Here is a 21,862-nt window from a genome sequence, read left to right as displayed (position 1 = left end):
CCAACGCCGCCCGCAATGCTGCGAGCGGCGTTGACAGCGCAGTTCACTTTAGATGCGGCCAGATCTCCAGCGCGCCGCGATAGATCATCTCGCCCGCAACATAGAGAATGACCGCGAGGCCAACATAGGCGATCCAGCGATGCTTCTGGAGCAGCTTCGCAATGAACGAAGCAGCAAGCCCCATCAGCGCTATCGACAAGGCGAGGCCGAAAACCAGCACCATGGGATGTTCACGCGCCGCACCGGCAACCGCGAGCACATTGTCGAGCGACATCGACACGTCGGCGATAACGATCTGCCATGTGGCCTGGGCCAAAGTCTTGGTCGGGGCACCTTCGCCCGTTCCCTCCGACGTCACGGCATGCTCTTCATGACCGGCGCGCAGCTCTCGCCACATCTTCCAGCAGACCCAGAGCAGCAGGATGCCGCCCGCGAGCAGCAGACCGACAATGGCCAGGAGCTGGGTTGTGAGAGTTGCGAAGACAATTCGCAGGAGTGTCGCGGCGCCAACGCCGATCAGAATTGCCTTGTTGCGCTGCTCTTTTGGCAGACCCGCAGCGGCTAGACCGATGACAATCGCATTGTCACCGGCGAGTACAAGGTCGATGAGGATGACCTGAACAAGTGCAGTCAGGGCTTCTGGGGTGATAAGATCGAACATGAGCCGGGCTTCCCTATTTTGTGGAAGAGCGGCCCTGTCACAGGCGAATACGATGCGTCACAACAGGAATCACGCACCGACCAGAGATCGGTGGATCATGTTGCCGGACAACAGCCGTATATTCTAAAGGGCCACTCCAATTGAATTCCAGTCCGACATCGCAGCATCAAAGCTGCCAGAGGGGCCCGGCCTGGTCGTCTAACGTCTAAAACATCTCCCGTTACTGTATGTTGCTTCTGCGTTCGAACAGATGCTCGAACAGTTGTGCGACCTGTTCCGGTTCGCCCAGCACTGAGGCTGCGCAACCGGTGATGACAAGGCCGCCGGCGACATCCCAGAGATTCAGATTCTCGGTGTTTTTGTTGGTCCTGATCGAGAGCGCCGTGATCGCGGCGAGAGCTGCGGCCGCGAAAAACAGCACACTGAGCGCCGGAAGCACCAGATGCGGTTCCAGTGCGTAGACAATGAAAAACGCAGGCACAGCAACGGCAAAACTCAGCGCGATCAGAGTTCCAAAAGACTTTCCGAGAAGAAATATTCTTTCGACTGGGGAACCTGTCATTCCATCCCCCATCTTCATGGCAAATCAGTTGGTTCGATGTCTTGGAAAAGCAAACAACCGATTGCAGACGGACTCAACGCGACCATCCGCCGCGTGTCCGAACGACGCGTGTCGGAACGTCGCAGAGATTCAGGATTTTGATTTATCCGCCGACGCGCAGCGCGCGGCCGACGACAGGCGTCGCCTTGATCCAAAGTTCCGATGCGCGCTGGGACAGTTGCGCGATCAGGCGGTCGGCATCGGCGGCCATCGGATCAGGTGCGTGAATCACCAGCCGATCCAGCGCCCATCGGTACGACGCTACACGCTGTTGCAGACACTGCTGCGCCCACTGCACGACAAGAACGTTCTCGCGCATCCGGGCCTGCGCATCGTCGTATTCGCGCGGTGAAATTTCAGAGACGATTCCGAGCGCCTTGTTGCGCTTGATGTCGAGATCGTTGACCTTCAGGGCGACGGGAATGAACTGATCGAGCATCACGCCGTCGTTGCGCACGTCTTCGATCAATCCTGCATAGGCCGCGGTCTGAGACCGGTGCGGCTCATCGATCATGCGCCGGCCATACAGCGTGTGGTCAAAGACGGCCTTTTGATTCCACGGCGCGGGAATCTTCTTGTAGTCGCCGAACACCGCTTTCCAGGCCGGATGCGAATGCGGCGGCTCGATGAAGTAGTAGGCGAGATCGCGCAGCGATCGTTCCAGATCGGTCAACTGGAATTGCGACGGCTGCCCGCCCAGACTTGTGGTGGCTTCGGTGCCGACCCACCTGTGCATGTCTTCATGATAGAAGGTCGAGCGGGTACGGCCGAAATCGTCGCTCGGGCAAGCGAGACTCGCAACGAATGGCAAAAGATAGAGCGGATTACACATCGCGGTCCGGTCTGAAAGCGTTGCTGATCCGGCGTGTTGTCCGCCGGAGAGCCTGACTTGTCCTCAGGAACGCGCCCTGCGCTTGCGGCGGCGTCCCGGAGCCGCTCCCTCCCCCGGCCCGACCCCATCGCTGGTTTCGTCAGCGTAGCGCTCGATCCGGATAGCAGGGAGAATCAGGATCGTTGCCGTTCCCTCGCGCGGGACCATGTTCACGTCCGGCCCGGCGCGCCGCGCCGCTGCATCCGCCGGAAATTCAACAATGATGCCCATATCGATCTCTCCTGACCGCCTGCTTCCTGCGCCGACGGCACCCGGTCATTAAGAGCGGTCATGGTTAATGGCTTGTTAACAGGCACCCGATAACGTCAGGCGCAGACTTAAACCCGCGTATCCGGCATGACGACACTTCCGATGTTTCACGGCTTCGATGGCCTGATGACACTGTCCCGGCGCGAGGGCGTCGACATACGCCCGACGCTGCTTCGCGTGTTGACGGATCTCTATGTCCAGACCTCGGACCATACCCTCGACGAGGAGCGCCAGTTCGCCGAACTCGCCACGCGCCTGATCGACGAGGTGGACGATGCCACCCGCGCGGCTGTGCGCGCACGCCTTGCGATCTATCCCAACACGCCGCGTGAGATCGCCTGGAAGCTGCAACTGAAACACACGACCGGAAATCGCCAGCCGGTCGCGCCGGACGACGAGCATATCCTTGACGACACGCTCGAAGCCGACCCTGCGGCAGATATCGAAATCGTATCGGAGCCCGAAGCTCCGCTCGCTCCCGTCATGCCTGCGCCGACCATGTCGATGCAGCCCGACGATGCAGCAGAACTGATCGAGATGTTTCTGTCCGCAGACAAGAGCCGCCGCGCCCAATTGCTGCGTGGTCTCACCGAGACACCGCTGAAACCGTCCACCCAGGTCGATCCGCGCCGCGCCGCGCGCGCGGTCATCTCGCTGGAGCAGGCCGCGCTGGCGGCCGACCCAGCAGGATTCGCGGCCGAACTCGCTGATGCGCTGATCCTGACATCGAAGGTTGCGACCCAGATCGTCAACGAACCGGGCGGAGAACCGCTCGCCTGCGCGCTCAAGGCCCTCGGCATGCCGGGCGAGTCGTATCAGCGCGTGCTGTTGTTCCTGAATCCGTCGCTCGGCGCATCGGTGATGGACGTCTACCGGCTGGCGCGGCTCTATGAGGTGATCGAACTGCGAACCGCCCTGATCATGCTTGCCGCATGGCGTGGCTCGGCGCTCGCTGCCACCCGCGCGAAATACCGCCCTGCTCTCTACGATGACGAGCGTCAGCGCGCCCGTTCAACGCCCGCGCAATCGCGCCCGGTGGCCCAGCCCGGCACGCACATCACAACCCGGAACACCTCGCGCGGCTAGGCTTTGGCCAGATCGAGGAAGTGCCGTCCTTCCCTGTCCTCAATTTCGACAATCCAGACATCTGGATCGAAACCGATTTCCTTCGCAAGACGCGATTCGACCACCTGCTCGTCAACGGCCTGCGCCGGTGACTGGATGAAGACTCGCTCGGCAGGCCGGCTCTCGTCATAAGCGGTCTGCGGGGCCGGAACGAACAGCATGGCCGTGCCATCCATCAAGGCGATCTTGACGAAGACCGCGCCCGCCTCTTCCGCGCCGCGGCGGCGAACGGCACCGAACATGCCGGCACCCTGGCATCGCCGCAGATAGCCCGCGACCCAGATCGATGATTTTAGACGGGACATGGAGATTTGAACCGATCAGGCGAATGGAAAGACGAGCAGGTGCTACCATAGTCCGAGCCCCGATGTTTACAGCCTTTCTCGAATTCCTGCCCTATGTGCTCGGTGCTGCACTGTACCTTTTTCTGCTGGCAGGATTCTGGCGCGGATTGACGCCGCACAAGGAAGGGCATCGCCCGCGCCAATCAATCCATTGGTGGTATGGGCCGCGCGACTGACTCTTATTCGATCGGCCGTCCCGTCAGAACCGTCAGATCGCGGATCAGACGGTCGGACAACTGGCCGGTGACCGGCATCTTGCGGTCCCGTTCGAATTTCTGGATCGCGGCCTGCGTATCAGTGCCGACAACGCCAGTGGGCTTGAGCTGGCCATAGCCATACTCGGTCAGGGCACGCTGGACGGCAGCTATGCGCCGGGTCGACACGATCAGATCGCCGACCGGATCACTCTTTGCAGCGTGAACGGGGGCCAGTGGCCGCGGCGCAGCGGCTGTTGCAGCCTGCTTCGCCGGCACCGGCGTTGCTGATTCCGCGGGCTTCTCGACAACGCGCGGCTCAGCTTCAGCCGGACGGACGCGCGGCAATGGCGCGGAAGCCGGAGCAACGGCCGGCAGCGACGACACCGAAGCCGTGCTGAACATCGGCGATGGATGCCGCCCGGCCTGCAGGAACATTGCATTGGTGACGATGGCGATGACGGCGGCGAGCGCCGCCGTTGCCGCCAGCGTATCCTTCGGGCTGTGCAACAAAACGCGCATGATCAGGCCTCGTTCCGGCTCTGCCTCGACCGCAGCAACTGCGGCAGCGCGACGGCGGCGGCGTGGTTTCTCGTCATCTTCTGCGATCTGTCTAGGCACTTTTCTTCACCTGATAATCTTGAGGTTCCGCGCGCACGGGCGCGAGCTTTGCAACGTTGCTGGATTTCTCGGCTGGCGGCGAAAACACCATCGGCAGCGCGACCGTGACCGTCGTACCCTCATCGATCTGGCTCTGCACGATCATTTCACCGCCATGCATCGCAACCAGGCTCTTGACGATGGAGAGCCCGAGACCGGTGCCTTCGTGGCGGCGCTGGTAGGTTTTCCCGGCCTGGAAGAACGGATCGCCGATCCGCTTCAGATCCTCGGCGCCAATTCCGACACCGCTGTCGATCACGCGAACCAGCAGGCGCGATCCTTCGATCGCCGCGGTGACGGTGACCGTACCGCCGCGCTCGGAGAACTTGATCGCGTTGGACAGCAGATTCAGGATCATCTGCTTGAAGGCACGCGGATCGCCGGTGATCTGCGGTAAGTCGGCCGGCGCTCGCGTCACGACATCAATGCCGTTTTCGCGCGCCTTCAGGACCATCAGATTGCAGCAGCTGATCAGGGACTCGCGCGGCGAGAACAACTCGGGAAGAATCTCGAAGTTTCCGCTTTCCATCTTCGACATGTCGAGAATGCCGTTGACCACCGACAACAGGTGAAGGCCGGATTCGTTGATCAGCTTGGCGTACTCCTGCCGCCGCGCTGCGTCGATCATCATTTCTTTCTCGCGGACGATCATCTCCGAAAATCCGATGATGGCATTCAGCGGGGTACGCAGTTCATGGCTCATCGTGGCGAGGAAGCGCGACTTGGAGGCTCCTGCGCGCTCCGCTTCCATGTGAGCGTTTTCCAGCGCCTGCTCCTGAAGCTTGCGCTCGGTCACATCGCGCATCACCGCGACAACTTCGACGCCGGGATCGGCCAGCGACTGCGACACCGCATCGATCGGCCGGCAGCGCATTTCGATCCAGATGAATTCGGCAGCCGGTGTACGTTCGTGATCAGAGTTGCGTGCCGCGTCCCGTTTCACGCGGAACTCGACGCTGCGCTCGTCGCCGCTGCGCGCGGCCTCCGAGAGAGCGGTCAGATAGGCTGGCCGGTCGGCGACATGGACCCTGTCGAACAGGCCATGTTCGTGAAGCAGCGCTGCCGGTGTGCCAAGCAGGGTTTCCGCCGCCGGGGAAATGAACCGGATCGCGCCGTTGCGGCTGTGCCGGGAAATCACGTCGCTGATGTTGTGCGCGAGCAGCCGATAGCGCTCCTCTTCGACCATCAGCAGCTTTCTGCTCATCCGGGCCAGCGATTCCGCGCTGAACGCGAGAGCCGATGCATAGATCGTCGCCGAAGCAATCCCGAGAGCCTCGAACAGCGAACTGTAGGACGCAGGCACCCTCGAAGCCGGAAGGACGCCGAAAGCGTCGATCATGACAAGGCCCAGCGCGCAGCCGAGCGCCAGCACCACCGCGATGATAACGGCGCGCCGCGAGGCGGACAGCGCCGCGTCGAGCGGAACGGCCACGAGCCAGATTGCCGCGAACGACGAAATTCCTCCGGTATTGACGCAGACCGCCATGACCACCGCCGCCAGCGCGGTCGACGACAGAATATGCGCGCGCTCATAATGGCCGGTGCGCGACAGATAGTATGAGACGAGAATGGGCGCGATCAGCCATGCGAACACCATGACCTCGACTTCCTGCGGAGCGCCGCAAACCGCAAGATAAAGCGGAAGCGATGCAAGTGCCGCGAGGCCGCCCAACAGCCGCGGCCCGATGAAGGCGCGGTGGCGGGCTTTCGTCATCAGATCCCGCCGCGCTGATGGATGCAGCAGCGAGTCCAGATGATCGCGTATGATGCCGGACAATCTCACGTTGTTCTCACCGTTCGGCCGGTCGTCGTCTTGACGGCCGGAACGCCCCCGTTTTTCGTTTGGCGGATCGTGTCAGAGTGAACTTAAGCGAACGCTAAGGCGCGCATCCGATTGCAAGTTACGTCGGCTGGATGCGCTGTTTTCACGATATTCGGCGGTTTCATCCGGTCGAATGGTGAACGCGAAGTTTCCATGCCGCGCCGTTATGGTTTCGAAATCGTGCACGGCGCGCGGACATGCCTGCGCGTATCGAAGCAAAATGCCGCCGTATCAATCGAAAATTTACGCCAAATCAAACCATTCAAATTTTAGACAGCGCAAGAACCGGAGATTTATCCGCGTCTGATACGACACGGAATGATTGCGAGATCAATCGCAACGGGGCGGAGTGCTTCCTCGCGTGAAGCCACTCCGGTGAAAGTGACTAACGGGGTGTGAGATGTTTTTCCTCCTTCGCATGGCGTTCTGGCTGGGGCTGGTGCTTGTGCTGCTCCCGACCGACAAGACGCCCGATTCGGACAAGGGTCTACAGATCGGCGCGTCGGACGCCATCTCGGCCGCCACTGCGGCCATGTCCGACATGAGCCAGTTCTGTAACCGGCAGCCTGCGGCATGCGTCGTCGGCGGACAGGCTGCGACCGTGATCGGCGAGCGCGCCCAATCCGGCGCCAAGAAGGTCTATCAGTTCATCACGGATAAGGCCGACAAGAACGAAAAGAAGGTGCCGGATTCGACCGACAAGGCCGGCAAGAAGGCGCCTGATCATACCGGCTCCATCGGAACGCCGGATGATCGCACGACCGGCGAATCCGAGGTTGCGGCGGTCGTTCACCAAACGCTGACGCAGGACGATCTTGCGATCGACTGGCAGCCACCAGGAGCCACAGCGGCACCCTGAAGGCTCCGACAGGCGATATCCCGGGCCGAAAAAGGCCCGGAACTTATGGCTATCGATGCCCCGCGATCTCATATAAGGGTCGAATGAGACCTTTGATACGAGTATGCGGGCCGCCATGACCATCGACGACATCAGGGACAATTTCGAACTGCTCGATGAGTGGGACGACCGCTATCGCTATGTGATCGAACTTGGCCGCACGCTGGCCCCGATGTCCGACGCCGAGCATTCCGCCGGGAACAAGGTTCAGGGCTGCGCCAGCCAGGTCTGGCTGTCGCGCGACATCGACCGCAGCGGCGAAGAGCCCGTGCTGAATTTCAAGGGCGACAGCGACGCGCATATCGTGCGCGGGCTGATCGCGATCCTGCTCTCCATCCAGTCCGGAAGAACACCGCGGCAGATTCTCGACACCGACCCGATCGCGATCTTCGACGAGTTGGGTTTCCGCGAACATCTGACACCGCAGCGCTCCAATGGCCTGCGGTCCATGGTGGAGCGGATCAAGAACGACGCCCGCGAAACGCTGGCGGCGGCATCCTGAATCCTTACGGCGTGAAAGCCGCGTCGTCCGCGAGCCAGCTCCTGATAGCCGTGCCGGTGCCGATCGTATCGCTGCGCAATCCGTAATGACGCGCCAGCCGGTCGAGCGCCAGTTGCAGCACAACTTTAGCCGAACGCGACGGCCAGCCGCGCTCGCGCTCGATATCCTCCAGACCGCGCAGAAAACAGCAGACATCGAGCAATAGCCCGGAAAACTCCGGACCGCAGGCGTCGAGCGCAAGGCGCACGCGCTGGCGTGACGCGACGATCAGATCCGTCATTTCGCCGCCACCTCCGCTGCCACGCGTCCGTCCGATCCCCGACCAACTCGATGTGATGCGCGGCGTCATGTGCCCACGGGTGAAGTCTGCACGCAGGCGCTCACCAGCGATGAATTGATCCGGTCCGATCATGGCCCGGCCATCGCGTCCTTTGCGGCGCGCCAGCCATGCCAGCGGACTTTCGCTGTCATTCACAACGACTTTTGTCAGTCCGGCTTCCGTCATGAGATCGCGCGTTGCAAGATCGAGATGCTGCGCGCGGAATGAATCGATTTCGTCACCGGAAACCCGTGCAGCAGATTGCCCGTTCTTCTCCTGTCGCTTCATCGGACGCCTCCGCCGGTTTTCGCGCGGCAGATCAGCTCAAGCGTCGCGACACGGCAATCGAACCAGATGTCGTCGCGGCCGTCTTCCACGACGCGGCACGCATGGGCGACGGTAGTCCGGTCTCGCCCGAAGACGTGTCCGACGATCTCGAAGCTGAGCCCAAATCCGACATGGGCGAGGTACATCGCGATCTGCCGCGCAAAAGCCAGACGCTGCGAGCCCCGCAAGCCGCTTTCAAGGGCGGCAGCATTGACACCAAAATCGAACGCGACAGTGGCTGCGACCACGCGGCAGATTTCATCTGGGGGCGGCTCGGCGATACTGGTTTGCGGCGGGGAGAAAGCTGGCGCAGGCGGCTGGATTTCAAGCATCGTCGGAACCTCACTAGGAATTTATACCTATATCCTAGTGACGATGCCAACACCGGGGATAGCCATCCCCGAAAAATATAAAAGCCTCTCCGGACTTGACTCCGGAAACGTCTAATGTGGAATTATTCCTAGACTACGGCAAGTCGGTTATTTCCGCCGCCGCCGCTGCTGGCCGAGGCCCATCTTCCTGGCCAGTTGCGAGCGGGCCACCGCATAGTTCGGGGCAACCATCGGATAGTCGGCCGGAAGACCCCATTTCTCCCGGTACTGCTCGGGGCTCATATTGTACTGCGAGCGCAGATGCCGCTTCAGGGACTTGAAGCGTTTTCCGTCCTCCAGGCACACGAGGTAGTCCGAGGTCATCGATTTCTTGACAGAAACGGCAGGCTTGGCCGGCTCCGCCGCAGCCTCGGTGCCGCCATTCGAAACCCGCACGAGCGCAGCATGAATCTGACTGATGAGGGCCGGGATTTCGGCTGCGGTGGTCGCGTTGTTGCTGACATAGGCGGAAACGATCGACGCGGTCAGGTCGACGAATCCCTTCGGGGTGGTTTCACTCATCGCGATGTCTTTCAGGGCTCAAGCGTAGCCGAAAAGCAGATGGTCCAAGCAAATGTGCGCCGGGCGGCAGTTTTCGGCGCCATCTATACTTGGGAGTATGTGAGAAATGCTGCCGGGCTGACAAGCACAACAAGAATACCGGCCTGCATTATTTACAACGGAAAGTACCTGCCCGCGGAGGATGGATCAGCCGCGCTGATCCAGATGCGCGCGCAATTCGTCAATCGATGCAAACCGCACCATGCCTTCAGGCATCTGCGCCTCGATCGATCCGTCGGAATACAGGGAATACGCCATCGAATCGACGACACCCGACTTCACGATGGTGACCGACGAAGCATCCGCACGCCGAGGCGGAAATCGTTCGCGCACGGGCTCAGGCGCGTCAGGCTCGGGCTCCGGCGGCGGCGCGCTCCGGCCTGGCCGGGACAGGGATGAATCCTGGCGTCCCTTGTCGGAATGAGGCCACGCGCTATCGAACGCGCCACCGGTTTCCGGTTCAGGATCGCGATGCCCGAAGTCCTCCGTTGCAGGCCTGTCAGCGGTATCGTCCAGCGGCGGATCGCGCGATGGCAGGTCGCGAGACTTGTCGCGCCGATGCGACGAAAACATGATGTTTCGGCGCTGGCGCGGAGCTTCTGCGGCGGGGTCTAGTGACTCTGCAGCGGGCACAGGATTGCGAGCGCGCGAGACCGGATGCTCCGGCCAGGGCGCAGATTCCTGCGTGGAAAGCGGCGCACGCCCATGATCGTCCCGTGTGTCGCTGAAATCGTCCCGGTCTTGCAAATCCGCCGGCTGGTCGCGCGTAAACAGGGTGTCTTCACGGCCCGGCCTTGGCGGCAGCGGACGCGGCGTGAGCGGCGGTTCAGGCAGGGTCCGCGCCGGACGAATTGGCGGCGCGGAAGTTTCGGCCCCGGCTTCCGCCACTGACTCGCGCGGCAATACGGCTGGAACTGGCAAACCGGTTTCCAGGCGCCGCGCGAGATTCCGGAATTCCCGGCCGACGAAATACAGTCCGATCAGGACCAGCCCGGTGCAGGACACCACGGCCCCGGCCAGGATCATTGTGTTGCCGAAACTGAACTCCTTGATCGGAATCCCGAAAACGACCGTCAGAAGGCCGATGCACACGACGACCGTTCCGCCGATCAATAGCGCAATCATTACAATCTCCAGACCCGCGCCAGCGGACTCAACAGGGTGAGTTCCATAATAGTTTCAAGTCGACGCATTACCAATTGGTAATTGAGCGCTTTTTCGATGAAAGGGGCCGCTGGTCAGACGCTGTTCAGATTCAGAAGCGCAATCTGTCCGGCATGGAACACACGCCTGGAGTATGGTTTTTTACCCTGACGGCAAATGTTGCATTGCAATTAGAGAAAATGCGCCACATTTGGCAATTACCTGAACACCGATCTGGGATAGAAAGTTCCCGGGGCGGCCTGCCCGGAAGAGACGCAGGCACTGAAACGGCTGGGTTCATTAGCTGAGATGTCATCCATTACAACATCGGCCCTCGATACGCCGGCCGGGCGCTCGATCGAGCAGACGTGTGACGATCTTGCGCTGGCCGTGCTGGCTGTTGTCACAGTCGTCGCGGGCCTGACGTTCAAGGACTACGGCCTCGGCTGGGACGACTACACGCACGCGGAATATGCCGACCTGCTGCTGAAGATGTTCGGCAGCGGCTTCACCGACACCAGCGCGCTCTCATTCGCCAACCTCTATATGTATGGTGGCGGCTTCGACATGGCGGCCGCGCTTCTGCACAAGATCATCCCGCTCGAACTGTTCGAAACGCGGCGCCTTCTCGGCGCTATCGTCGGTGTGATCGGCATCGGCGTCACATGGCGGCTGGCGCGGCGCGTCGGCGGACCGGTGGCCGGTCTTGCCGCGATCGTCCTGCTCGCGCTTTGTCCGACCTTCTACGGACACATGTTCATGAATCCGAAGGATGCGCCGTTCGCCGTGGCGATGGTCATACTGATGCTCGGACTCGTCAGGCTGGCGCAGGAATATCCCTCGCCAAAGCCGAACACGATCCTGATCATCGGTCTCGGTGCAGGTCTGTCGATCGGCTGCCGTATCCTCGGCGGACTGGCGCTGATCTACGCTGCGATCGGATTTCTGCCGATCTGGATTTCCGACGTCCGCACCCATGGCCTGCGCGAGGCCGCGCACCGGCTCGGTCATGTCGTTTATGTTCTGCTGCCCGGCGTGCTGCTGGGCTATCTGATCATGGGCCTCGTCTGGCCCTGGTCGATTATCAACCCCGCCAATCCATTCCACGCGCTGACCTACTTCTCGCATTTCTTTGAGAAGCCGTGGAAGGAGCTGTTCAACGGCGCGATCGTCTCCGTGCCGGACATGCCGTGGTCCTATCTGCCGACGCTGTTCGCATTGCAACTTCCAGAAGTCATGCTCGGCCTGCTCGGCGCAGGCATCGCGGGCACGTTCGTCGCGCTGATGCGCTCGAACGTCGATACCCGGCGCAAAAGCATTCTGCTGATGCTAACACTGGCAGCGACGCTCCCTCTTATCATCGCGATGGTAAAGCGCCCGGCGCTTTACAACGGCATTCGCCATTTCATCTTCGTGATCCCGCCGATGGCCGTCCTCGGGGGCGTGGCCTTCGCGGCGATCATCGGATGGCTCAAGGAACGCAGCCGCCCCGCGCAGGCCGTGTTCGTCGCAATGTTTATGCTTGGGCTGATGCTGCCGCTCAACGAAATGATCCGGCTGCATCCCTATCAGTACACGCACTTCAATCACATCGCCGGCACGGTTCGCGCCGCCGACGACCGCTACATGCTCGACTACTGGGGGCTCGCGCTCAAACAGGCGTCCGAGGGACTGCGGCAGGAGATCGAGGAACGTCAGGAACCTGCTCCCAAGAATCGCAAGTGGCGTGTCGCGGTGTGCGGTCCGCAGCGTCCGGCACAGGTCGCACTTGGCCCCGATTTCACCATCGGCTGGGACAGCCAGGCCGCGGATTTCGCCATGACGCTCGGCGAGTTCTACTGCAAGGGACTGAACGCGCCGGTTGTGGTCGAAATCAAGCGTGACGACGTGGTGTTCGCGCGGGTGTACGACATCCGCGGCAAGAGCATCGCCAGTCTGCTCACTATTCCGGCACCCTGATCCCTGTGCGTTTCGGGTTCGCGGCATGGCGCCCCTGCGGGCGTCGCATGTTGCGATAGCGGTATCCCGGGACTAGGCTCCTCCCCGAGCAAGATCAAAACAAATCGCGGGAGAAAATCGCCATGTCACCGGCTGAAGCACGTCTCAAGGAAGTCCAATCCAACATGGTTCCCGGTGAGTGGGAGCAGCGCGTCAATCTCGCCGCGGCCTATCGCCTTGTTGCGTATTATGGCTGGGATGACCTGGTGGATACGCACATCTCCGCCCGCGTCCCCGGTCCAGAACATCACTTCCTGATCAATCCCTATGGCCTGATGTTCGACGAGATCACCGCATCGAGCCTGGTGAAGGTCGACCTCGACGGCAACCAGCTCACCCAGAGCGAATACAGCATCAATCCCGCCGGCTTCACCATTCACTCGGCGATCCACGAGGTTCGCGAGGATGCGGGCTGCGTTCTGCACCTTCACACGCCCGACGGCACCGCGGTTGCAAGCTGCATGGAAGGGCTGCTGCCGCTGAACCAGACCGCCCAGCTCGTCACCGGCGACCTCGCCTATCACGACTACGAAGGGATTGCGCTCGACCACGACGAACGCCCACGCATCCAGAAGGATCTCGGCACCAAGAACCATCTCTTGCTGCGCAATCACGGCACGCTGACAGTCGGACGTTCAGTCGCTTCCGCATTCGAGCGCATGTTTCATCTTGAGCGCGCCTGCACGATGCAGGTCCGCACCCGCATGCTCGGGCCGACCGCCTACCCGGTCGAAAAGCTGGTGATCGAGAAAAACGAAAAGCTGGTCAGCGACCCGGATCGTTCGGACCTGCGCTCCACCAAGCTCGTCTGGCCGCCGTTGCTGCGCAAGCTCGACCGGCTCGATCCAAGCTACAAGACTTGACAGGATCGGCTTCGGATATAGATTCCATCCGTCAGCCTCTACACTGACAGAGACTAAAAACGCCGCCCAATTCCGGGCGGCGTTTTTGCGTTTGGCGGATGCTTCAGCATCAACCGCCTTAGCGCGGCGTGTCCGCGAACGCTGCGAGAATGCGCGCCCACGAGCGGATACCCTTGTGGAAGCTCTTCAGGTCGTATTTCTCGTTCGGCGAGTGGATGTTGTCATCCTCGAGGCCGAAACCTATCAGCACCGTGTCGAGTCCAAGCGTCTTCTTGAAATCCGCGACAATCGGAATCGACGCCCCCGACCCGATCAGCAGCGCATCCTTGCCCCATTCATCGGTCAGCGCATGCTTTGCCGCCGCCAGCGGCTTCATGCTCCAATCAAGCGCGATCGCCGGCGCACCGGCGTGATCGATGAACTCAGCCGAGCAGTCGGCAGGCAGACGCGAGGTGACGAAATCCCGGAAGGCTTTGCGGATTTTCTCCGGGTCCTGTCCCTCCACCAGACGGAACGAGACTTTCGCCGATGCGTGCGCGGGAATGACGGTCTTGGAGCCTTCGCCGGTGTAGCCGCCGAAGATGCCATTGATATCGCAGGTCGGCCGCGAGGAAACCTGCTCGATCAGCAACCGGTCCTTTTCACCGGCGGGAACCGAAAGCCCGATCGGCTTGAGAAATGTCTCCGGCGACAGGTTGAGATTCTTCCACTGCGCGAGAATATCCGCCGGAAGATCTTTCACGCCGTCGTAAAAACCCGGAATGGTGATGTGGCCGTTGTCGTCGTGGATGCTGCCGAGAATGCGGGTCAACACGCGGATCGGGTTTTGCGCGCCGCCGCCGAAAATACCTGAATGCAGATCGCGGTTCGCCGCCTTGATCCTGACCTCGTCATAAACGAGACCGCGCAGCGAGGTTGTGATCGCCGGCGTGTTCTGGTCCCACATGCCGGTGTCGCAGACCAGCACGAAATCGGCTGCGAGCTCCTTCTTGTTCTTGTCGAGGAATGGGCCGAAGTTCTTCGAGCCGATTTCCTCCTCGCCCTCGATCAGGATCGTCACATTGAGCGGCAACGATCCCGTGACGTTCTTCCAGGCACGGCAGGCTTCAACGAACGTCATCAACTGACCTTTGTCGTCTTCGGCGCCGCGCGCGACAATGATCTTGCGGCCGTCGGCATGATCGGTGACGACGGGCTCGAACGGCGGGCGGTGCCAGAGGTCCAGCGGATCGACCGGCTGCACGTCATAGTGACCGTAGAACAGGACATGCGCACCGCTCTGACCGTTGCTCTTGCCGACGATCGCCGGATGCCCGGCGGTCGGGCGCACGTCGGTCGCAAAACCGATGGAGGCGATATCCGCAGCGAGATGATCCGCCGCCTTTTTGCAATCATCCGCGAAAGCCGGATCGGCGGAGATAGACTTGATCCGGAGCAGCGTGAACAACCGCTCGAGGCTGTTGTCGAATTCCTTGTCGATGTGATCGAGAACGGCGGCGAGTTGCGGTGTGGCTGACATGCTTGATTGTTCCTCTGATCCGGGCAGTTCGCGTGCGAAGAGCAGAAACTACCGCCGCAGCAGGCTCCCCAGCACATTGCGCACGATGGAACGGCCGATCGACCCGCCAAGCGAACCGCCGACCGACTTGCCGATGCTGGAAGCAACATCTCCGGCGACCTTGTTGGTCACAGAACGGGTGACGCTGCGTGCGATGACCTGGGTGGTCGACAATTTGCCGCGGGGCGTGTTGGTGCCAAAGACCGTCCCGACAATCGATCCGATCTGGCCGAGCACGCCGCCGCCTTCCGGCGCCGATCCATCGGCACCCGGCGTGCCAACCGGCGCGGCAGTGTTTGACAGACGCTTCTGCAAGATTTCGAATGCAGTTTCCCCGTCGATCGCGGTGTCGTATTTCCCCTTCACCGGGCTCGCGGCAATAATCGCCTTGCGTTCCTCAGGAGTGATCGGCCCGATCCGCGCCGTCGGCGGGCGGATCATCACGCGCTCGACCATCGACGGCGTACCGTTGCCTTCCAGGAACGACACGAGAGCTTCGCCCTTGCCGAGCTCCGTGATGACCTGGGCGGTATCGAGATTGGGATTGGGCCTGAACGTCTGCGCCGCCGCCTGAACGGCCTTCTGATCACGCGGGGTAAACGCGCGCAGCGCGTGCTGAACGCGGTTACCAAGCTGGGCGAGAATCTTGTCCGGAACGTCGATCGGGTTCTGGGTCACGAAATAGACACCGATACCCTTCGAGCGGATCAGACGGACGACCTGCTCGATCTTGTCCATCAGGGCTTTGGGCGCATCGTCGAAAAGCAGATGCGCTTCGTCGAAGAAGAACACCAGCTTGGGCTTTGCCGGGTCGCCGACCTCGGGCAGTTCCTCAAACAGCTCCGAAAGCATCCAGAGCAGGAACGTCGAATACAGTTTCGGGCTCGACATCAGCTTGTCGGCGACAAGGATGTTGACCATGCCGCGGCCGCTGGAGTCGGTCCGCATGAAATCCTTCAACTGGAGCGCAGGTTCGCCGAAGAACTTGTCCGCCCCTTGATTTTCCAGCACCAGCAATTGGCGCTGAATGGTGCCGACCGTCGCCTTGCTGACATTGCCGAAGGATTGCGCGGCCTTGCGGATATCCTGCAACGGATCAACGTCGGCGTCCTTCGCAGAGCCAGGTACGATGGCGTCCAGCAAGGCCCGCAGATCCTTCATGTCGACCAGCGCGAGGCCATGCTCATCAGCGACGCGGAACGCGACGTTGAGGACGCCCTCCTGCACATCGTTGAGCTGGAGCATCTGGGACAGCAGCAACGGTCCCATTTCGGTGACGGTGGCACGGACCGGGTGCCCCTGCTCGCCGAACACGTCCCAGAATACTGTCGAGAACTGATCCGGCTGAAACTGAAGACCCATTTCCTTGGCGCGGCTGAGGATGAAATCCTTTGCCTCGCCTACTTCCGCGATGCCGGAGAGATCGCCTTTGATGTCGGCTGCGAACACAGGAACGCCCGCGCGGGCGAAACCTTCGGCCATCACCTGAAGCGTAACTGTCTTACCGGTACCGGTGGCACCCGTGACAAGGCCGTGGCGGTTCGCCAGCCCGAGCGTCAAAAATGCTGACTGGTCGCCCTTTCCGATGAAAAGCGTCTTGTCGGTATCGGCTGATGCAACATTTCCGCTACCGGCAGGCCTCGCCGCCGAGGCAGCTTTTGGAGAGGGAACGGTTTTGTCGGAAGCAGCCTTGTCAGAAACGGTCTTGGACGTCTTCTTGGCCATGTCTCGCCTCTCGCAGGCTTTCGATATCTTGCGCTCGCCTCAGAAGCGGCGCGTCATGCATGATCTTGCAGGCCGGAACCCGCCGGTCAACCCGCAGAACGCGTCTCATCGCACAAGCCAATACCGCGCCGCATTATTTATAATATGGCGTCCAGCCGCCGCGGATGAACGAATTATTCCCCGGACATCGGGAATTCTTATCCGTATCGTCCGCGAAAGATCGATCGTAAAACTGAAACCAATTCGCCTCGTAATCTTGGGCCGCACCTCATCAAGGGGCACCATTCACACGGAAATCCTCATCAAGACAGCGGCAACGCTTGCATAGCTGCAACACTTCACGATCGATTGCGCTCAAACCGCGGTTCCGAAAAGCGGCATCGCTTGTAATTCGCAACGCACACGCTCAAGATAAAATCACAAACAAAGATCCGGCAAGCAACCGGAGGGCACGGGGCATTTAATGGACGAATTGACTGACGCTCTGGCTGCAAAAGCCGGCATCGATAAAGCCGTGGCTGAAAAGGCCATCGGCGCCATTCTGGGGTTCCTGCGCAAGGAAGGTCCTGCCGATCAGGTGCGTGCGCTGATCGAAAAGATTCCCGGCGCAGAACCGGCGATCGAAGCTGCTGGTTCCACCGGCGGCTTCGCGAGCATGCTGGGCGGCGGTGTGATGGCGCTCGGCGCCAAACTGATGGGTTTCGGTCTTGGCATGAACGAGATTCAAAGTCTCGCGCGTGAACTTTTCCGGTTTGGCCGCGACAAAATTGGCGCGGACGGAATGCGCACGATCATTGCCGAGACCCCCGGCCTTTCCAAGCTCGCTTAAAATTCATTTTCCAAGTTCGAGTATCCATGTCCAATCCGCTTGCAGCGTATCCACTCTCCAAAATCGACGGCCTGAGCACGCATGCCCAGGCGAAACTCAAAGCCCAGGGTATTCGGACGACGGCCGCGCTGCTTGACAGCGCGAGTACGCCAAAAGGCCGCAAGGCGCTCGCGGCAAAAACCGGGCTCAGCGAACAGCAGTTGCTGGCCTGGGCGAATATGGTCGACTGCATGCGTATCAAGGGGATGGGCAAGGCCAAGGCCGAACTGCTCCGGGCGGCAGGGGTGGTGACGGTGCGTGAGTTCGTGCAGCGCAACCCCCAGCGGCTGGCTCAGGCCATGAAGGAAGCCAACGACAAGCGAAAGCTTGTTCAGGTTCTCCCCTCGGACAAGTCTGTCGCGGAGCTGATCCAGCGCGCCCGCAAGCTGCCGCTGAAGATTTCCTACTGAAACTCCGCCCACGGGTACGGCTGAACCGGCTACCCGAAACTCCTTGGGCCATATCCCCTCCCGCTACCGCTTGACTCGTCAGCGGGGACCGCGCAAAGCCACCGCATGATGGCTGCTCCGTCCCGCTCAAATCCGGCTGCCTCGCAGTATCATCCGGTGCTGCAGGACCTCTTCGTGCGGCGTTATCCGGCGGTGATGGGCGTGCTCAATGTCACCCCCGACTCCTTCTCCGACGGCGGCCGGTTCATCGTGCCCGAGCAGGCGTTCGTACAGGCGAAACGCATGATCGCCGAGGGCGCGGATATCCTCGATATCGGCGCGGAATCCACCCGCCCGTATGGCTCGAAGCCCGTCTCGGCGGACGACGAATTGCAACGGTTGCGGGATGTCCTGCCCGCCGTTGCCCGCCTGGGAAGTCCCGTCTCGATCGACACCATGAAGGCATCAGTGGCCACATGGGCGCTGGGCAATGGCGCAGTGATCGCCAACGACGTATGGGGCCTGCAACGCGATCCCGACATGGCGCGGGTCGTCGCAGATCACGGCGCGCCGGTGATCGTCATGCACAACCGCGACAGCGTCGATCCCGCTATCGATATTGTCGCCGACATGGTGGGATTCTTCGCCCGATCGCTCGACATCGCGACCAATGCAAATATCCCACGGGAAAACATTGTCCTCGACCCCGGCATCGGCTTTGGCAAGACACCCGAGCAAAGCATGATCGCGCTGGCGCGACTCGATGATTTGAGCCAGTTCGGCCTTCCGTTGCTGGTCGGCGCATCGCGAAAACGCTTCATCGCGTCGGTCGCCCCGTCCGAACCGGATCAGCGGCTCGGCGGATCCATCGCGGCGCACCTATTGGCAGCACAGCGCGGCGCAAAAATCATCCGCGCGCACGATGTCGCGGAAACCGTGCAGGGCCTGCGCGTGGCATCGGCAATCGAGGACAAACGATGAGCGACGTGATTTTCATCAAGGGACTTTTGATCCACGCCCGGCACGGAGTGATGGATCATGAGGCCGAAGTCGGCCAGCGGTTCGTGATCGACCTCGAACTGTCGATTGATCTGGCGGAGTCCTCCCGCACCGACAAGCTCGCCGACACGGTATCCTATTCGGATGTGGTCGCGACCGCGAGCGCGGCTTTCAAGGGGCACAACTACTATCTGCTGGAGCGCGCAGCGGGTGCCGTGGCGGAAGCAGTCCTCACTGCATTTGTCCGCGTCAGCGCGGTGAAGGTCACGGTACACAAGCCGCACGCCCCCATCGCTGCGATCTTCGACGATGTCGGCGTCGTCATCACGCGAACACGGTCCTGAGCTGATATGGCGAGCGTCCTGATTGCTCTCGGCGGCAATGTCGGCGATGTCCGCGCAACCTTCGTGAAGGCCATCGCCAATATCTGCGGCATGACGCAGGCCGCCCTGGTCGCACGGTCATCAGATTATAGGACGCCGCCGTGGGGTGACGAGCATCAGGAACCATTCATCAACGCCTGCATCGAGATCGAGACCAGTCTCGATCCGCATGCGCTGCTGTTCACACTGCACAAGATCGAGAAGAAATTCGGCCGTGACCGTGCCAATGAGCGGCGTTGGGGGCCGCGCACTCTGGACCTCGACATCATCGCCTATGACGACGTCCGCCTGGACAAGCCCGAACTAATGTTGCCGCACCCGCGCCTGTTCGAGCGGGCCTTCGTGCTGGTGCCGCTGGCCGAGATCGTACCCAATCGTCCGATTGCGGGACAAACGCCGCTTCAGGCCCTCGCCCGGCTTCCCGCCGATGGCATCGAACGCCTGCCTGATTTGCAATAAACGCCTGAAACAACCATTTGGCTTGCGCCCCGCCACATGGCATTTTCCGGCCCACAAACACGTGTCCGGGAGCTAACCCTCTGAATGTCCGCTGAAACCGATGACCTGCCGCTCGCGGCCGATTTCCCCCCTGCCACGCGTGACGACTGGCGGAAGCTGGCTGACGGGGTTCTCAAGGGTGCTCCATTCGACAAGCTGGTGGGCAAGACCTACGACGGGCTGCGGATCGATCCGATCTATGAGCGTGCCCGCAATGCGACCGCCATTCCCGCGCGTGCCGCAGGCAGCCCCTGGCAGATCATGCAGCGGGTGGATCATCCCGATGCGGCGATCGCGAACGCGCAGGCGCTGCATGATCTCGAGAACGGCGCCACCGGTCTGACGCTCGTGTTCGCCGGAGCCAACGGCGCGCGCGGCTATGGCCTGCCGCCGACCAAGGAGGCGCTGGCGCGCGCGCTCGACGGCGTGTACCTCGACGCCGGCATCGGCATTGAGTTCGAGATCGGCCCGCAGTCGCGCGACATGGGGCTGCACCTTGCCGAGTTGCTCGCCGCACGCAAGATTTCACCTGCGGCTGTCAATGTCCGCTTCGGTCTCGATCCGATTGGCGGCGGCGGCGTGCGCGGCAGCAGCCACGGCCCGTGGGAGTCCATCGCCAAGGTTTTCGGCGGCAAGATCGCCCAGCTTGCGAAACTCGGCTTTCGCGGGCCCTTCGCCCCGGCCGATGGCCGGGTGATCCATGACGCGGGCGGCTCGGAAGCGCAGGAACTGGCTTACGTTCTCGCGGTCGGTGTCGCCTATCTGCGCGCGCTGGAAGACGCCGGCATTGCGCTCGAAGAGGCTCGGCGCATGATCTATGCGCGCCTCAGCGCCGACGCCGACCAGTTTCTAACCATGGCGAAATTCCGTGCGCTGCGTCTGCTCTGGGCGCGCGTCGAGCAAAGCTGCGGGCTTACCCCACAGCCGCTTTTCATTGCGGCGGACACCGCGTGGCGAATGCTCACACAGCGAGATCCCGACGTGAACATGCTGCGCGCGACCATCGCAGCGTTCTCGGCGGGACTCGGCGGCGCAAACAGCATCAATGTACTGCCGCACACGCTGGCACTCGGACTGCCGGATGCATTCGCGCGCCGTATCGCCCGAAACACCCAGCTCGTGCTGCTGGAAGAATCCAATCTCGACAAAGTCTCCGATCCGGCCGCAGGATCGGGCGGCATCGAAACGCTCACCAGACAGCTTTGCGAAGCCGCATGGACGCAGTTTCAGGACATCGAAAAGGCCGGAGGCCCGTTTGCCGCGCTCGAAAAGAACATCATCCAGACCAAGGTGGCCGCCGTGCGCGCGGCACGCGATGTCAATATCGCCAGGCGTAAGGATGTGTTGACCGGAGCCAGCGAGTTTCCGAACCTTCACGAAAAGACACCGGCCGTGCTCGATGCCAAACCGGTGACGGGGCTGTTGCCGGATGACATCGTGATCCGGTTCGACGCGCTCGCGCCCATTCGGCTCGCGGCACCTTTTGAGGCGCTGCGCGATCGCTCCGATCAGATGTCGAAGACCGGCAAGCGCCCGAAGGTGTTTCTGGCCAATCTCGGCACCGCGGCCGATTTCACTGCGCGGGCGACCTTCGCGAAAAGCTTTTTCGAGACCGGCGGCATCGAGGCCATCGATACCGAAGGCTTCTCCGATCCGTCGGCGCTCGCTGCGGCCTTCAAGTCGTCAGGCGCGGCGCTCGTCTGCCTCTGCTCGTCCGACAAGGTCTATGCTGCGCATGCCGAGGCCGCCGCGAAAGCTCTTCACGACGCCGGCGCAAAACATATCTATCTGGCAGGCCGGCCGGGCGAACTCGAAGCCCCCCTACGCGCTGCGGGTGTCGGCGATTTCATCTTTGCGGGAGGCGACGCCCTCGCAATGCTCAAGGCGGCCTACGAACGAATTGGGTGAAGCC

25 protein-coding genes are annotated in these 21,862 nt (G+C 61.6%); 12 read left to right on the top strand and 13 right to left on the bottom strand.

Annotated elements, in window-relative coordinates:
* Nucleotides 1–43 precede the first annotated feature (43 nt).
* From AC1Q67_RS17465 to AC1Q67_RS17450, 4 genes are all read right to left on the bottom strand, one after another.
* The gene (locus tag AC1Q67_RS17465) at nucleotides 44–661 is read right to left on the bottom strand and encodes a TerC family protein (RefSeq protein WP_492237059.1); all 618 of its coding nucleotides are present in this window, start codon (nucleotides 659–661) and stop codon (nucleotides 44–46) included.
* A 220-nt stretch (nucleotides 662–881) separates the two neighbouring features.
* Nucleotides 882–1,223 carry a hypothetical protein gene (locus AC1Q67_RS17460; protein WP_492237060.1) on the bottom strand — a complete coding sequence of 114 codons (342 nt, stop codon included), beginning with the start codon at nucleotides 1,221–1,223 and terminating at the stop codon, nucleotides 882–884.
* A gap of 142 nt (nucleotides 1,224–1,365) precedes the next feature.
* A complete protein-coding gene (locus tag AC1Q67_RS17455) occupies nucleotides 1,366–2,094 on the bottom strand; it encodes a hypothetical protein (protein ID WP_024573993.1) in 729 nt (242 codons plus the stop codon).
* Between the two features lie 63 nt (nucleotides 2,095–2,157).
* Nucleotides 2,158–2,364 carry a hypothetical protein gene (locus AC1Q67_RS17450; protein ID WP_024573992.1) on the bottom strand — a complete coding sequence of 69 codons (207 nt, stop codon included), beginning with the start codon at nucleotides 2,362–2,364 and terminating at the stop codon, nucleotides 2,158–2,160.
* A 126-nt stretch (nucleotides 2,365–2,490) separates the two neighbouring features.
* Here AC1Q67_RS17450 and AC1Q67_RS17445 point away from each other — a divergent pair, with 126 nt between their 5' ends.
* A complete protein-coding gene (locus AC1Q67_RS17445; RefSeq protein ID WP_024573991.1) occupies nucleotides 2,491–3,489 on the top strand; it encodes a DUF2336 domain-containing protein in 999 nt (332 codons plus the stop codon).
* On the opposite strand, the gene AC1Q67_RS17440 is transcribed toward AC1Q67_RS17445, so the two are convergent.
* On the bottom strand, nucleotides 3,486–3,833 hold the full coding sequence (locus tag AC1Q67_RS17440; RefSeq protein ID WP_492237061.1) for a DUF1491 family protein: 348 nt from the start codon (nucleotides 3,831–3,833) through the stop codon (nucleotides 3,486–3,488). The genes AC1Q67_RS17445 and AC1Q67_RS17440 overlap by 4 nt on opposite strands.
* A gap of 62 nt (nucleotides 3,834–3,895) precedes the next feature.
* On the opposite strand from AC1Q67_RS17440, the gene AC1Q67_RS17435 reads away from it, so the two are divergent.
* On the top strand, nucleotides 3,896–4,048 hold the full coding sequence (locus tag AC1Q67_RS17435; protein WP_492237062.1) for a hypothetical protein: 153 nt from the start codon (nucleotides 3,896–3,898) through the stop codon (nucleotides 4,046–4,048).
* A 3-nt stretch (nucleotides 4,049–4,051) separates the two neighbouring features.
* On the opposite strand, the gene AC1Q67_RS17430 is transcribed toward AC1Q67_RS17435, so the two are convergent.
* Entirely contained in the window at nucleotides 4,052–4,687 is a 636-nt protein-coding gene (locus AC1Q67_RS17430) for a peptidoglycan-binding domain-containing protein (protein WP_492237063.1), read from the bottom strand.
* Nucleotides 4,680–6,440 carry a PAS domain-containing sensor histidine kinase gene (locus AC1Q67_RS17425; RefSeq protein ID WP_492237064.1) on the bottom strand — a complete coding sequence of 587 codons (1,761 nt, stop codon included), beginning with the start codon at nucleotides 6,438–6,440 and terminating at the stop codon, nucleotides 4,680–4,682. Before AC1Q67_RS17425 ends, AC1Q67_RS17430 begins: the two co-directional genes overlap by 8 nt.
* Nucleotides 6,441–6,948: 508 nt before the next feature.
* Between AC1Q67_RS17425 and AC1Q67_RS17420 the strand changes: the two genes are divergently transcribed.
* A complete protein-coding gene (locus AC1Q67_RS17420; protein WP_492237065.1) occupies nucleotides 6,949–7,407 on the top strand; it encodes a DUF5330 domain-containing protein in 459 nt (152 codons plus the stop codon).
* A gap of 115 nt (nucleotides 7,408–7,522) precedes the next feature.
* Nucleotides 7,523–7,948, top strand: coding sequence for a SufE family protein (locus tag AC1Q67_RS17415; protein ID WP_024573986.1), 426 nt, complete (start codon nucleotides 7,523–7,525; stop codon nucleotides 7,946–7,948).
* A gap of 4 nt (nucleotides 7,949–7,952) precedes the next feature.
* On the opposite strand, the gene AC1Q67_RS17410 is transcribed toward AC1Q67_RS17415, so the two are convergent.
* The 4 genes from AC1Q67_RS17410 to AC1Q67_RS17395 form a co-directional block, all read right to left on the bottom strand.
* Nucleotides 7,953–8,555 carry a DUF6456 domain-containing protein gene (locus AC1Q67_RS17410; protein ID WP_492237066.1) on the bottom strand — a complete coding sequence of 201 codons (603 nt, stop codon included), beginning with the start codon at nucleotides 8,553–8,555 and terminating at the stop codon, nucleotides 7,953–7,955.
* Nucleotides 8,552–8,926 carry a helix-turn-helix domain-containing protein gene (locus tag AC1Q67_RS17405; RefSeq protein WP_492237067.1) on the bottom strand — a complete coding sequence of 125 codons (375 nt, stop codon included), beginning with the start codon at nucleotides 8,924–8,926 and terminating at the stop codon, nucleotides 8,552–8,554. Before AC1Q67_RS17405 ends, AC1Q67_RS17410 begins: the two co-directional genes overlap by 4 nt.
* 147 nt (nucleotides 8,927–9,073) lie before the next feature.
* Nucleotides 9,074–9,487 (bottom strand): Ros/MucR family transcriptional regulator, encoded by a 414-nt coding sequence (locus AC1Q67_RS17400; protein ID WP_024573963.1) that lies wholly within the window; start codon nucleotides 9,485–9,487, stop codon nucleotides 9,074–9,076.
* Between the two features lie 186 nt (nucleotides 9,488–9,673).
* Nucleotides 9,674–10,651, bottom strand: a complete 978-nt coding sequence (locus AC1Q67_RS17395) for a hypothetical protein (protein ID WP_492237068.1) — start codon at nucleotides 10,649–10,651, stop codon at nucleotides 9,674–9,676.
* Nucleotides 10,652–10,978: 327 nt separating this feature from the next.
* Between AC1Q67_RS17395 and AC1Q67_RS17390 the strand changes: the two genes are divergently transcribed.
* Together AC1Q67_RS17390 and AC1Q67_RS17385 are read left to right on the top strand one after the other, a co-directional pair.
* Complete coding sequence (locus AC1Q67_RS17390) at nucleotides 10,979–12,628, top strand: glycosyltransferase family 39 protein (protein ID WP_492237069.1); 1,650 nt, start codon at nucleotides 10,979–10,981, stop codon at nucleotides 12,626–12,628.
* A gap of 122 nt (nucleotides 12,629–12,750) precedes the next feature.
* Nucleotides 12,751–13,530: a class II aldolase/adducin family protein gene (locus AC1Q67_RS17385; protein ID WP_492237070.1), complete on the top strand. Its 780-nt coding sequence runs from the start codon at nucleotides 12,751–12,753 to the stop codon at nucleotides 13,528–13,530.
* Between the two features lie 118 nt (nucleotides 13,531–13,648).
* On the opposite strand, the gene AC1Q67_RS17380 is transcribed toward AC1Q67_RS17385, so the two are convergent.
* Together AC1Q67_RS17380 and AC1Q67_RS17375 are read right to left on the bottom strand one after the other, a co-directional pair.
* Complete coding sequence (locus tag AC1Q67_RS17380; protein ID WP_492237071.1) at nucleotides 13,649–15,049, bottom strand: M20/M25/M40 family metallo-hydrolase; 1,401 nt, start codon at nucleotides 15,047–15,049, stop codon at nucleotides 13,649–13,651.
* Nucleotides 15,050–15,097: 48 nt separating this feature from the next.
* Nucleotides 15,098–16,813, bottom strand: coding sequence for a helicase HerA-like domain-containing protein (locus tag AC1Q67_RS17375; RefSeq protein ID WP_492237072.1), 1,716 nt, complete (start codon nucleotides 16,811–16,813; stop codon nucleotides 15,098–15,100).
* A gap of 463 nt (nucleotides 16,814–17,276) precedes the next feature.
* Between AC1Q67_RS17375 and AC1Q67_RS17370 the strand changes: the two genes are divergently transcribed.
* The 6 genes from AC1Q67_RS17370 (at nucleotide 17,277) to AC1Q67_RS17345 (ending at nucleotide 21,858) form a co-directional block, all read left to right on the top strand.
* The gene (locus AC1Q67_RS17370; RefSeq protein ID WP_492237073.1) at nucleotides 17,277–17,642 is read left to right on the top strand and encodes a DUF2267 domain-containing protein; all 366 of its coding nucleotides are present in this window, start codon (nucleotides 17,277–17,279) and stop codon (nucleotides 17,640–17,642) included.
* 26 nt (nucleotides 17,643–17,668) lie between these two features.
* On the top strand, nucleotides 17,669–18,091 hold the full coding sequence (locus tag AC1Q67_RS17365; protein ID WP_024573956.1) for a DUF4332 domain-containing protein: 423 nt from the start codon (nucleotides 17,669–17,671) through the stop codon (nucleotides 18,089–18,091).
* 105 nt (nucleotides 18,092–18,196) lie between these two features.
* Complete coding sequence (gene folP / locus AC1Q67_RS17360) at nucleotides 18,197–19,051, top strand: dihydropteroate synthase (protein ID WP_492237074.1); 855 nt, start codon at nucleotides 18,197–18,199, stop codon at nucleotides 19,049–19,051.
* Nucleotides 19,048–19,413, top strand: a complete 366-nt coding sequence (gene folB, locus AC1Q67_RS17355) for a dihydroneopterin aldolase (RefSeq protein ID WP_492237075.1) — start codon at nucleotides 19,048–19,050, stop codon at nucleotides 19,411–19,413. Before folP ends, folB begins: the two co-directional genes overlap by 4 nt.
* A gap of 6 nt (nucleotides 19,414–19,419) precedes the next feature.
* Nucleotides 19,420–19,911: a 2-amino-4-hydroxy-6-hydroxymethyldihydropteridine diphosphokinase gene (gene folK, locus AC1Q67_RS17350; protein WP_492237076.1), complete on the top strand. Its 492-nt coding sequence runs from the start codon at nucleotides 19,420–19,422 to the stop codon at nucleotides 19,909–19,911.
* Between the two features lie 84 nt (nucleotides 19,912–19,995).
* Nucleotides 19,996–21,858: a methylmalonyl-CoA mutase family protein gene (locus tag AC1Q67_RS17345; RefSeq protein ID WP_492237077.1), complete on the top strand. Its 1,863-nt coding sequence runs from the start codon at nucleotides 19,996–19,998 to the stop codon at nucleotides 21,856–21,858.
* Nucleotides 21,859–21,862 lie beyond the last annotated feature (4 nt).

Source organism: Afipia sp. GW823-FHT06G09 (assembly GCF_058794875.1).
This window is presented reverse-complemented; position numbering and strand designations above follow the sequence as displayed.

Bases quoted from the DNA above. Each gene is read 5' to 3' on its own strand.
- AC1Q67_RS17465 (WP_492237059.1), bottom strand. From the start codon at position 661: ATGTTCGATCTTATCACCCCAGAAGCCCTGACTGCACTTGTTCAGGTC.
- folP (WP_492237074.1), top strand. From the start codon at position 18,197: ATGATGGCTGCTCCGTCCCGCTCAAATCCGGCTGCCTCGCAGTATCAT.
- AC1Q67_RS17385 (WP_492237070.1), top strand. From the start codon at position 12,751: ATGTCACCGGCTGAAGCACGTCTCAAGGAAGTCCAATCCAACATGGTT.
- AC1Q67_RS17345 (WP_492237077.1), top strand. From the start codon at position 19,996: ATGTCCGCTGAAACCGATGACCTGCCGCTCGCGGCCGATTTCCCCCCT.
- AC1Q67_RS17450 (WP_024573992.1), bottom strand. From the start codon at position 2,364: ATGGGCATCATTGTTGAATTTCCGGCGGATGCAGCGGCGCGGCGCGCC.
- AC1Q67_RS17440 (WP_492237061.1), bottom strand. From the start codon at position 3,833: ATGTCCCGTCTAAAATCATCGATCTGGGTCGCGGGCTATCTGCGGCGA.
- AC1Q67_RS17455 (WP_024573993.1), bottom strand. From the start codon at position 2,094: ATGTGTAATCCGCTCTATCTTTTGCCATTCGTTGCGAGTCTCGCTTGC.
- folB (WP_492237075.1), top strand. From the start codon at position 19,048: ATGAGCGACGTGATTTTCATCAAGGGACTTTTGATCCACGCCCGGCAC.
- AC1Q67_RS17375 (WP_492237072.1), bottom strand. From the start codon at position 16,813: ATGGCCAAGAAGACGTCCAAGACCGTTTCTGACAAGGCTGCTTCCGAC.
- AC1Q67_RS17365 (WP_024573956.1), top strand. From the start codon at position 17,669: ATGTCCAATCCGCTTGCAGCGTATCCACTCTCCAAAATCGACGGCCTG.
- AC1Q67_RS17380 (WP_492237071.1), bottom strand. From the start codon at position 15,049: ATGTCAGCCACACCGCAACTCGCCGCCGTTCTCGATCACATCGACAAG.
- AC1Q67_RS17390 (WP_492237069.1), top strand. From the start codon at position 10,979: ATGTCATCCATTACAACATCGGCCCTCGATACGCCGGCCGGGCGCTCG.
- AC1Q67_RS17405 (WP_492237067.1), bottom strand. From the start codon at position 8,926: ATGCTTGAAATCCAGCCGCCTGCGCCAGCTTTCTCCCCGCCGCAAACC.
- AC1Q67_RS17435 (WP_492237062.1), top strand. From the start codon at position 3,896: ATGTTTACAGCCTTTCTCGAATTCCTGCCCTATGTGCTCGGTGCTGCA.
- AC1Q67_RS17445 (WP_024573991.1), top strand. From the start codon at position 2,491: ATGACGACACTTCCGATGTTTCACGGCTTCGATGGCCTGATGACACTG.
- AC1Q67_RS17415 (WP_024573986.1), top strand. From the start codon at position 7,523: ATGACCATCGACGACATCAGGGACAATTTCGAACTGCTCGATGAGTGG.
- AC1Q67_RS17420 (WP_492237065.1), top strand. From the start codon at position 6,949: ATGTTTTTCCTCCTTCGCATGGCGTTCTGGCTGGGGCTGGTGCTTGTG.
- AC1Q67_RS17400 (WP_024573963.1), bottom strand. From the start codon at position 9,487: ATGAGTGAAACCACCCCGAAGGGATTCGTCGACCTGACCGCGTCGATC.
- AC1Q67_RS17395 (WP_492237068.1), bottom strand. From the start codon at position 10,651: ATGATTGCGCTATTGATCGGCGGAACGGTCGTCGTGTGCATCGGCCTT.
- AC1Q67_RS17410 (WP_492237066.1), bottom strand. From the start codon at position 8,555: ATGAAGCGACAGGAGAAGAACGGGCAATCTGCTGCACGGGTTTCCGGT.
- AC1Q67_RS17425 (WP_492237064.1), bottom strand. From the start codon at position 6,440: ATGACGAAAGCCCGCCACCGCGCCTTCATCGGGCCGCGGCTGTTGGGC.
- folK (WP_492237076.1), top strand. From the start codon at position 19,420: ATGGCGAGCGTCCTGATTGCTCTCGGCGGCAATGTCGGCGATGTCCGC.
- AC1Q67_RS17460 (WP_492237060.1), bottom strand. From the start codon at position 1,223: ATGACAGGTTCCCCAGTCGAAAGAATATTTCTTCTCGGAAAGTCTTTT.
- AC1Q67_RS17370 (WP_492237073.1), top strand. From the start codon at position 17,277: ATGGACGAATTGACTGACGCTCTGGCTGCAAAAGCCGGCATCGATAAA.